This is a genomic window from Pseudomonas agronomica (assembly GCF_025917275.1).
GTDB lineage: Bacteria > Pseudomonadota > Gammaproteobacteria > Pseudomonadales > Pseudomonadaceae > Aquipseudomonas > Aquipseudomonas agronomica.
This window is the reverse complement of record NZ_JAOSHO010000189.1, coordinates 1-9,170: the sequence shown is the minus strand read 5'-3', so window position 1 is coordinate 9,170 and position 9,170 is coordinate 1. Positions and strand designations below refer to the sequence as shown.

Annotated in this window: 9 protein-coding genes; all 9 read right to left on the bottom strand. The window is 62.9% G+C overall.

What is annotated here, in order from left to right:
- Positions 1-168: 168 nt before the first annotated feature.
- The gene (locus OC610_RS15005; RefSeq protein WP_198795941.1) at positions 169-942 is read right to left on the bottom strand and encodes an SDR family oxidoreductase; all 774 of its coding nucleotides are present in this window, start codon (positions 940-942) and stop codon (positions 169-171) included.
- Positions 939-2,150: an O-succinylhomoserine sulfhydrylase gene (locus OC610_RS15000; RefSeq protein WP_264428706.1), complete on the bottom strand. Its 1,212-nt coding sequence runs from the start codon at positions 2,148-2,150 to the stop codon at positions 939-941. The genes OC610_RS15005 and OC610_RS15000 overlap by 4 nt, the downstream gene beginning before the upstream one ends.
- Before the next feature lie 60 nt (positions 2,151-2,210).
- Positions 2,211-3,716: an amidophosphoribosyltransferase gene (gene purF / locus OC610_RS14995; RefSeq protein ID WP_264428705.1), complete on the bottom strand. Its 1,506-nt coding sequence runs from the start codon at positions 3,714-3,716 to the stop codon at positions 2,211-2,213.
- A gap of 41 nt (positions 3,717-3,757) precedes the next feature.
- Complete coding sequence (locus OC610_RS14990) at positions 3,758-4,318, bottom strand: CvpA family protein (protein ID WP_030142022.1); 561 nt, start codon at positions 4,316-4,318, stop codon at positions 3,758-3,760.
- Between the two features lie 89 nt (positions 4,319-4,407).
- Positions 4,408-5,061 carry an SPOR domain-containing protein gene (locus OC610_RS14985; RefSeq protein ID WP_264428704.1) on the bottom strand — a complete coding sequence of 218 codons (654 nt, stop codon included), beginning with the start codon at positions 5,059-5,061 and terminating at the stop codon, positions 4,408-4,410.
- On the bottom strand, positions 5,045-6,352 hold the full coding sequence (gene folC / locus OC610_RS14980) for a bifunctional tetrahydrofolate synthase/dihydrofolate synthase (protein ID WP_264428703.1): 1,308 nt from the start codon (positions 6,350-6,352) through the stop codon (positions 5,045-5,047). Before folC ends, OC610_RS14985 begins: the two co-directional genes overlap by 17 nt.
- The gene (accD, locus tag OC610_RS14975; RefSeq protein ID WP_264428702.1) at positions 6,349-7,269 is read right to left on the bottom strand and encodes an acetyl-CoA carboxylase, carboxyltransferase subunit beta; all 921 of its coding nucleotides are present in this window, start codon (positions 7,267-7,269) and stop codon (positions 6,349-6,351) included. Before accD ends, folC begins: the two co-directional genes overlap by 4 nt.
- Before the next feature lie 258 nt (positions 7,270-7,527).
- Positions 7,528-8,160 (bottom strand): phosphoribosylanthranilate isomerase, encoded by a 633-nt coding sequence (locus tag OC610_RS14970; protein WP_264428701.1) that lies wholly within the window; start codon positions 8,158-8,160, stop codon positions 7,528-7,530.
- Positions 8,161-8,222: 62 nt separating this feature from the next.
- Positions 8,223-9,047, bottom strand: coding sequence for a tRNA pseudouridine(38-40) synthase TruA (truA, locus tag OC610_RS14965; RefSeq protein WP_030142027.1), 825 nt, complete (start codon positions 9,045-9,047; stop codon positions 8,223-8,225).
- Positions 9,048-9,170 lie beyond the last annotated feature (123 nt).

Genomic DNA, 9,170 nt, shown 5'->3' with positions numbered 1-9,170 from the left:
TGCTGCGTTGAGGCCGCGAAATTTACGCAGGTACCGAAGCTAAGTCAATAGCGGGGTTGGATTTTTTTCAAAAACAGTTTCAAGCGGCAAGCGCCAAGCTACAAGTAAAAAGCACCGGACCCGCACCACGCTACTTGCAGCTTAAAACTTGCCGCTTGCAGCTGCCCCTCACTCATAAATCATTTTCTTGGTCATGCCGCCGTCCACCACGAACTCCTGCCCCGTGACAAAACCGGCGTTGCGCGACAACAACCACGCCACCATCGCCGCCACGTCCTCCACCGTGCCTACCCTGCCCGCCGGGTGCTGGGCGTGATCGGCGTCGGTGAGCGGCTGCGCACGACGTTGTGACGGATCTCGCGCGTCGATCCAGCCAGGGCTGACGGCATTGACCCGGATTTCCGGCCCGAGGCTGATCGCCAAGGCGTGGGTCAGGGCCAGCAGGCCGCCCTTGCTCGCCGCATAGGCCTCGGTGTCCGGCTCCGATTGCGCTGCGCGGGTCGAGGCCAGGTTGACGATGGCCCCGTTGTGGGCACGCAGGTACGGCGCGCAATGCTTGGCCAGCAGCATCGGCCCACCCAGGTTCACCGCCAGGACCCGGTTCCAATAAGCAAGGTCGAGGCTTTCCAAGGTGATGTTGTGCGGGTCGGCGATAGCGGCGTTGCATACCAGCGCATCGAGGCGTCCGAACTGCCCAAGCACCTCAGCAACAGCAGTGGCAACCTGAGCCTCGTCCGCCACGTCCATGGCAATGAACCAGGCGTTGTCGCCCAACGCCTTCGCCACCTTGGAACCGCGCTCGCGATCCAGATCGGTCAATACGACCTGCCAGCCTTCACAGATCAACCAGGCGGCAATACCGAGGCCGATGCCCCGCGCGGCTCCCGTAACCAATGCAACCCGGCCATGGGTACCGCTCGGCGGCGTTGCCAGCTCAATCACAAGGCCGCCAACCCGCGGGCCAGGTCGGCTTGCAGGTCAGCCACGTCTTCCAGGCCGACCGCCACGCGGATGAGGCTGTCACGAATACCCGCCGACTCACGTTCCTGCGGCGACAGGCGACCATGGGACGTGGTGCTCGGATGGGTGATGGTGGTCTTGCTGTCACCCAGGTTGGCAGTGATGGAAATCAATCGGGTCGCGTCGATGAAGCGCCAGGCGCCCTCCTTGCCCCCCTTGACTTCGAAGCTCACCACCGCGCCGAAACCGCGTTGCTGACGCAAGGCCAGTTCATGCTGCGGATGGCTCTTGAGGCCGGCGTAATGCACTTTCTCGATGCCGTCCTGCTGCTCCAACCACTCGGCCAAGGCCTGGGCATTGGCGCAATGGGCCTTCATGCGCAGGCCGAGGGTTTCCAGGCCCTTGAGGAAGATCCAGGCGTTGAATGGGCTGAGGGTCGGCCCGGCTGTGCGCAAGAATCCAACGACCTCTTTCATTTGCTCACCACGACCGGCGACGACACCGCCCATGCAACGGCCCTGGCCGTCGATGAACTTGGTTGCCGAATGCACCACCACGTCCGCGCCTAGCTCCAGCGGCTGTTGCAGCGCCGGCGTGCAGAAGCAGTTGTCGACCACCAGCATCGCGCCCTTGGCGTGGGCGATTTCCGCCAGCGCGGCGATGTCCACCAGCTCAGCCAGCGGGTTGGAAGGCGACTCGACGAAGAGCAGCTTGGTATTGGCCTTGATCGCAGCGTCCCAACCGGACAGGTCCGCGAGGGGCACGTAATCGACTTCCACACCGAAACGCTTGAAGTATTTTTCGAACAAGCTAATGGTCGAACCGAAGACGCTGCGTGACACCAGCACGTGATCGCCGGCGCTGCAAAGGCTCATGACCACCGCCATGATCGCGGCCATGCCGGTGGCGGTGGCAACCGCTTGCTCGGCGCCTTCCAGAGCGGCGATGCGCTCTTCGAACGCCCGTACGGTGGGGTTGGTATAACGCGAATAGACGTTGCCCGGCACTTCACCGGCAAAGCGCGCCGCCGCGTCGGCAGCGGTGCGGAACACATAGCTGGAGGTGAAGAACATCGGATCGCCATGTTCGGCTTCCGGTGTACGGTGCTGGCCCGCGCGAACCGCCAGGGTATCGAACGCTACGCCTTCAAGGTCGCTGTCCAGCCGACCGGCATCCCAATCCTGACTCATGCTGCCACTCCTTCATTCGGTTGAACGCAAACCGGCCCCTCAGGGCCGGTTGGGTGTCACTTAGTTGTTGTACAGATCGATGATCGCGCTGACCGCCTGAGTCTTGGCCTTGGACGCGTCGTTGCGCGCGTTCTCGATCCGGTTCAGGTAGGCCTCATCGATGTCGCCGGTGACGTACTTGCCGTCGAATACCGCGCAATCGAACTGCTCGATCTTGATCTTGCCGCCACCCACCGCTTCGATGAGGTCCGGCAGGTCCTGGTAGATCAACCAGTCAGCGCCGATCAGGTCGGCCACTTCCTGGGTCGTGCGGTTATGAGCGATCAGCTCATGGGCACTCGGCATGTCGATGCCGTAGACGTTCGGGTAGCGTACGGCCGGGGCCGCCGAGCAGAAATAGACGTTCTTGGCGCCGGCTTCGCGGGCCATCTGGATGATCTGCTTGCAAGTGGTGCCGCGCACGATGGAATCGTCCACCAGCATCACGTTCTTGCCGCGGAATTCCAGTTCGATGGCATTGAGTTTCTGGCGTACGGATTTTTTCCGTGCGGCTTGGCCGGGCATGATGAACGTACGGCCGATGTAGCGGTTCTTCACGAAGCCTTCGCGGAACTTCACGCCCAGGTGGTTCGCCAGTTCCAGGGCCGCGGTGCGGCTGGTGTCCGGGATCGGGATGACCACATCGATGTCATGCTCCGGACGCTCGCGCAGGATCTTGTCGGCCAGTTTCTCGCCCATGCGCAGGCGTGCCTTGTAGACCGAGATACCGTCGATGATCGAGTCCGGGCGCGCCAGGTAGACGTGTTCGAAGATGCACGGGGTCAGGCTCGGGTTGGTCGCGCACTGGCGGGTGTACAGCTTGCCGTCTTCAGTGATGTAGACCGCTTCGCCGGGAGCAAGGTCGCGAATCAGGGTGAAGCCGAGCACGTCCAGGGACACGCTCTCGGAGGCGATCATGTACTCGACGCCCTCGTCGGTGTGACGCTGGCCGAACACGATCGGACGAATGCCGTGCGGATCGCGGAAACCGACAATGCCGTAGCCGGTGATCATCGCCACCACCGAGTAACCACCCACGCAACGGTTGTGCACGTCGGTCACGGCGGCGAACACGTCTTCCTCGGTCGGCTGCAGCTTGCCGCGCTGGGCCAGCTCGTGGGCGAAGACGTTGAGCATCACTTCCGAGTCGGAACTGGTGTTGACGTGGCGCAAGTCAGATTCGTAGATCTCCTTGGCCAGTTGCTCGACGTTGGTCAGGTTGCCGTTGTGCGCCAAGGTGATGCCGTACGGCGAGTTGACGTAGAACGGCTGGGCTTCGGCCGAGGTCGAGCTGCCCGCTGTCGGGTAGCGCACATGGCCGATGCCCATGTGGCCGACCAGGCGCTGCATGTGACGCTGATGGAACACGTCACGCACCAGGCCGTTGTCCTTGCGCAGGAATAACCGGCCGTCATGGCTGGTCACGATACCGGCAGCGTCCTGGCCGCGGTGCTGGAGCACGGTTAGCGCGTCATACAGCGCCTGATTGACGTTCGACTTACCGACGATACCGACGATGCCACACATGCGACGCAACCCCTACTTAATGGATCTGAACTGAACAACACTCACTGCGGCGTTTTGGCCGTCGGCAAGAGATGTTCCTTGAACGGTATTTCAGCGGGTACGCTGATACCGCTGGCAAGCCACTGACTGCTCCAACCCAGGATCAGGTTCTTGGACCAGTCTGCGACCAATAGAAATTGTGGCACGAGCCGGGACTCCTGCCACCACGTATCCTGCTGTACCGGCCCCAGGCTCAACAGCCCGACGGCGACGACCACCAGCAACGCGCCACGCGCCGCGCCGAAGGCCATGCCCAGGAACCGGTCCGTCCCGGAAAGCCCGGTGACGCGAATCAGTTCGCCGATCAGATAATTGATCATTGCGCCCACCAGCAAGGTGGCGATAAACAAGATGGCACAGCCCGCGATCACGCGGGCCGACGGTGTTTCGATGTATCCGGCGAGGTACTGGGACAGCGAGCCACCAAACATCCAGGCTACGACTCCCGCGATGATCCAGGTCAGCAGCGAGAGTGCTTCCTTGACGAAGCCGCGACTCAGACTGATCAAAGCGGAGATGGCGACGATTGCAACGATCGCCCAGTCAACCCAGGTAAATGGCACGGTGCAGCCTACAGACGGATAAGGCGGCGCATTTTAGCAGAGCGCAGGGCTGTCGGTAAGCTGCGTGATTCAAATCAGCCAAATGGCGGTCAACCGCGCTCTGGCTGGAAGCGCACCACGAAGCCCTTGAGGTTCTGCTGGCGATTGAGCAGGTCGCGCAGGCGGTCGGCCTCGGCACGCTCGATCAACGGACCGACAAAGACCCGATTCTTGCCATCGGCAGAGCGGATGTAGGCGTTGTAGCCCTGGCTGCGCAGGTTCTTCTGCAGCTTTTCGGCGCTGTCACGGCTGGTCAGGCTGGCCAGTTGCACCGACCAACTGACCGACAGGCCATTGGCATCGACGCGGCTTTGCGTGGTGTCCGGTTTGGTGGCTGCGGTGATCGGCTGGGTCGGGGCCGGCTTGATCGCAGGGGCCGCCGGGACGGGTGTTGGCGCAGCGACCGGCTTGCTCGGTACAGTCGGAGCGGGCGCGACAGGCGCTGCTGGCGCAGCAGGTTCCTGGGCGAGTTCTTCATCGCTCGGCACCGGCTCCTGAGGCAGCGCCTGAGGCTCGGGAACGGCGACCTGCTCAACCTGCACAGGCGGCACCGACGGCGCCTGCGGGGCGGCCGGCGCATCAACCGTGACCTGGCGCTGCTCGTCCTGACGGGAAAACAGCATCGGCAGGAAGATCACCGCCAGGGCCACCAGTACCAGGGCCCCGACCATGCGCTGCTTGTACGCCTTATCCAGCAATGCCATCTGCAGCTTCCTCCGTGGAGCGCCGGGCCAGCCATTGCAGGGCCTCGGCAACGCAAAAAAATGAGCCGAACAACAGGATCTCGTCATCGGGTGTCGCCAGGGCGCACTGCCCTTCCAGGGCGGCGGCGACGTTGTCATAAGCATCCACCGAAGCGCCACGACGCTGCAAGGCTGCCTGCAACTCACTGGCCGGACGCGAACGCGGCGAATCCAACGGCGCCACGGCCCAGCGCTGGACACTAGCATTCAACGCATCGACAACGCCATCCAGGTCCTTGTCCGACAGCAGCCCGAACACCGCCAGGCGCTTGCCTGCCACTGGACCGCGCGCCAGGCGTTCCGCCAGATACAGCGCCGCGTGGGGGTTGTGGCCGACATCCAGCAGCAGATTGAGACGCTTGCCTTGCCAATCGAACGAGCGGCGATCAAGACGACCGACGACCAGGGTCGCCTGCAACGCCTGGACAATCTGTCCGGCTTCCCAGGGCAAGCCCAGCAGCAGGTAGGCCTGGAGTGCCAGGGCGGCGTTCTCCATCGGCAAGTCCAGCAGCGGCAGGTCACGCAATTCTACTGGGTTGCCCTTGGCATCGCTGCCCCGCCATTGCCAGTGCTGCTCGGTCATGGCCAGGTCGAAATCCCGCCCACGCAGAAAAAATGGGCAGCTCAACTCGCGAACCTTGTCCAGCAGCGGTTGCGGCGGATCGAGATCGCCACAGAGCGCCGGCGCGCCCTGGCGGAAGATGCCAGCCTTCTCGAAAGCCACGGATTCGCGGGTATCGCCCAGGTAATCGGCGTGATCCACGCCGATACTGGTGACCAGCGCAATGTCCGCATCCACGAGATTGACGGTATCCAGGCGCCCACCCAGGCCAACTTCGAGCACGACGGCATCCAGCCCGGCACGGGCGAACAGCCAGAACGCTGCCAGGGTGCCCATCTCGAAATAGGTCAAGGAAGTCTCGCCCCGCCCGGCTTCCACCGCCGCGAAGGCTTCGCACAGTTGAGCGTCAGAGGCTTCGATGCCGTTGACCTGCACCCGCTCGTTGTAGCGCAGCAGGTGCGGCGAACTGTAGACACCGACATTCAACCCCTGGGCGCGCAGCAGCGAGGCCAGGAAGGCGCAGGTCGAACCCTTGCCGTTGGTGCCGGTGACGGTGATGACCCGAGGCGCCGGCTTGGCCAGTCCCATGCGGGACGCTACCGCTTGCGAGCGCTCCAACCCCATGTCGATGGCCGATGGATGCAACTGCTCGAGGTAGGCAAGCCATTCGCCCAGGGTACGTTCGGTCATAGGCCTGCAGGCACCGGAGGAACCACCATCGGTTCGATCGGCATGGCGACGAACTTGGGCGTCGGCAGGCCCATCAGTTGCGCCAACAGGTTGCCCAGGCGCGGACGCAGTTCCTGGCGATGGATGATCATGTCGATGGCGCCGTGTTCAAGCAGGAATTCACTGCGCTGGAAACCTTCCGGCAGCTTTTCACGCACGGTCTGTTCGATTACGCGAGGGCCGGCAAAGCCGATCAGGGCTTTCGGCTCGCCGACAATCACATCGCCGAGCATCGCCAGGCTGGCGGAAACACCGCCGTAGACCGGGTCGGTCAGCACCGAGATGAACGGGATGCCTTCTTCGCGCAGACGCGCCAGCACCGCGGAGGTCTTGGCCATTTGCATCAAGGAAATCAGGGCTTCCTGCATCCGCGCACCGCCGGAAGCGGCGAAGCAGATCATCGGGCAACGGTTTTCCAGGGCATGGTTGGCCGCGCGAACGAAACGCTCGCCGACGATGGCGCCCATCGAACCGCCCATGAAGGAGAATTCGAAGGCGGAAACCACCACCGGCATGCCCAGCAGGGTGCCACTCAAGGAAACCAGGGCGTCTTTTTCACCGGTCTGCTTCTGGGCAGCGGTCAGGCGATCCTTGTACTTCTTGCCGTCGCGAAACTTCAGGCGGTCCACTGGCTCCAGGTCAGCACCCAGTTCCACGCGGCCTTCAGCATCCAGGAAGATATCGATACGGGCACGCGCACCGATGCGCATGTGATGGTTGCACTTGGGGCAAACGTCCAGGGTCTTTTCCAGCTCGGGACGGTACAGCACCGCCTCGCAGGATGGACATTTGTGCCACAGACCTTCAGGCACCGAGCTTTTCTTTACCTCGGAACGCATGATCGAAGGGATCAGTTTGTCTACCAACCAGTTGCTCATGCTTTCTTTCTCCAGTACCGGCGGCCCGAACGCTCTGGTTCGCGGCCCCGCGTATGCCCTTGAGCTTAAATTCATTGTGCGGCGAGGATCGAGCAGCCACCACGGTCAGCGCGAAACATGACCTGCGCCCAGCTCCACCATCCCTGCCATTCCCGACAACCGCTGCACCGCGATTGCCACTACGCTATCGGCCCACCCGGAGGCGGCGCCTGCCTGCTTTGTACAGTGCAGGTATGGACGGCGGCAGTCTGCCAGCCGTCACATTGACGATTGGCTGCTGCGCACAGCCGCCATGAACGCCCGGATCTTCGCCGGGTCCTTGATGCCCCTGGCCTGCTCCACCCCGCCGCTGACGTCCACCGCATAAGGGCGAACCCGGGCAATGGCCTCACCGACGTTGTCCGCCGTCAGGCCACCGGCCAGGATGATCGGCTTGCTCAAGCCTTGCGGCACCAGCGACCAATCGAAGGCTTCGCCGGTCCCACCCGGAACCCCTTCCACATAAGTGTCCAGCAAGATACCGCTGGCACTGGCGAAGGCTGCACAACTGGCCGCGACGTCATCGCCTGCCTTGACTCGCAATGCCTTGATGTACGGACGATGCCAGCCTTCACAGTCAGCCGGGGACTCGTCGCCGTGGAACTGCAAGAGGCCCAACGGCACCGCATCGAGGATTTCCCCCAGTTCGCAACGGCTGGCATTGACGAACAGTCCCACCGGGGTCACGAACGGCGGCAGGGCCTGGATGATCGCCCTCGCCTGCTGCACCGACACCGCCCGCGGGCTCTTGGCGTAGAACACCAGCCCGATGGCGTCCGCTCCGGCCTCGACCGCCGCCAGCGCGTCTTCGACCCGGGTGATTCCGCATATCTTGCTGCGAACGACCGGCATGGTGGCTAAAACCTCAGGCAAATCGTGAAAGTCCCGGATGGTAACAAATGCAACGAAGGGCGTCAGCCGTCGAGTTCCGAGAAGCCCGTGAGGAAATGTGGCCCGATGTAACGCTCCGGCAGCTCGAACTCATCACGGTATTCGACCTGCACCAGGTACAAGCCGAACGGGTGCGCCGTCACGCCACCGGAACGGCGAATACGACTGTCGAGCACTTCCTTGACCCATTCCACCGGCCGCTCGCCGGCGCCGATGGTCATCAGCACGCCGGCAATGTTGCGCACCATGTGATGCAAGAACGCGCTGGCGCGGATGTCGAGCACGATCATCTTGCCGTGACGGGTCACGCGCAGGTGATGCAATTCCTTGATCGGCGACTTGGCCTGGCATTGGCCGGCACGGAAGGCACTGAAGTCATGCACACCGACCAGGTATTGCGCGGCCTCGGCCATGCGCTCGACGTCCAGCGGACGGTGATTCCAGGTAATTTCTTCGTTCAGGTGCGCCGGGCGAATCTGATCGTTGTAGATGACGTAGCGATAGCGCCGGGCGATGGCCTTGAAGCGCGCATGGAAATGCGCCGGCATCACCTTCGCCCAACTGACGCTGACATCATGCGGCAGGTTGATGTTCGCGCCCATGACCCAGGCCTTCATCGAGCGCTCGACCTGGGTGTCGAAATGCACCACCTGGCCGCAGGCGTGCACACCGGCATCGGTGCGTCCGGCGCAATGCAGCGACACGGGCGAATCGGCGACTTTGGACAGCGCGTTTTCGAGGGTTTCCTGCACCGTCAGGACACCAGAGGCCTGACGCTGCCAGCCGCGATAGCGCGAGCCTTTGTATTCAACGCCCAAGGCGATTCGGAAAAAGCCGTCGGCCGCCATTTCGGCGGCCGGGTTGTCTATGTTTGCCAAGGAATTACAGCCTGCTGAGGTACGCAAAGGCGGGCATTATAAAGCCGGCTGGGCGGGATGCTAGTGCAACAGGTGGGCACTGTGGGGAATGGA

Bases quoted from the DNA above. Each gene is read 5' to 3' on its own strand.
- folC (WP_264428703.1), bottom strand. From the start codon at position 6,352: ATGACCGAACGTACCCTGGGCGAATGGCTTGCCTACCTCGAGCAGTTG.
- OC610_RS14985 (WP_264428704.1), bottom strand. From the start codon at position 5,061: ATGGCATTGCTGGATAAGGCGTACAAGCAGCGCATGGTCGGGGCCCTG.
- OC610_RS14970 (WP_264428701.1), bottom strand. From the start codon at position 8,160: ATGCCGGTCGTTCGCAGCAAGATATGCGGAATCACCCGGGTCGAAGAC.
- purF (WP_264428705.1), bottom strand. From the start codon at position 3,716: ATGTGTGGCATCGTCGGTATCGTCGGTAAGTCGAACGTCAATCAGGCG.
- accD (WP_264428702.1), bottom strand. From the start codon at position 7,269: ATGAGCAACTGGTTGGTAGACAAACTGATCCCTTCGATCATGCGTTCC.
- OC610_RS15000 (WP_264428706.1), bottom strand. From the start codon at position 2,150: ATGAGTCAGGATTGGGATGCCGGTCGGCTGGACAGCGACCTTGAAGGC.
- truA (WP_030142027.1), bottom strand. From the start codon at position 9,047: ATGGCGGCCGACGGCTTTTTCCGAATCGCCTTGGGCGTTGAATACAAA.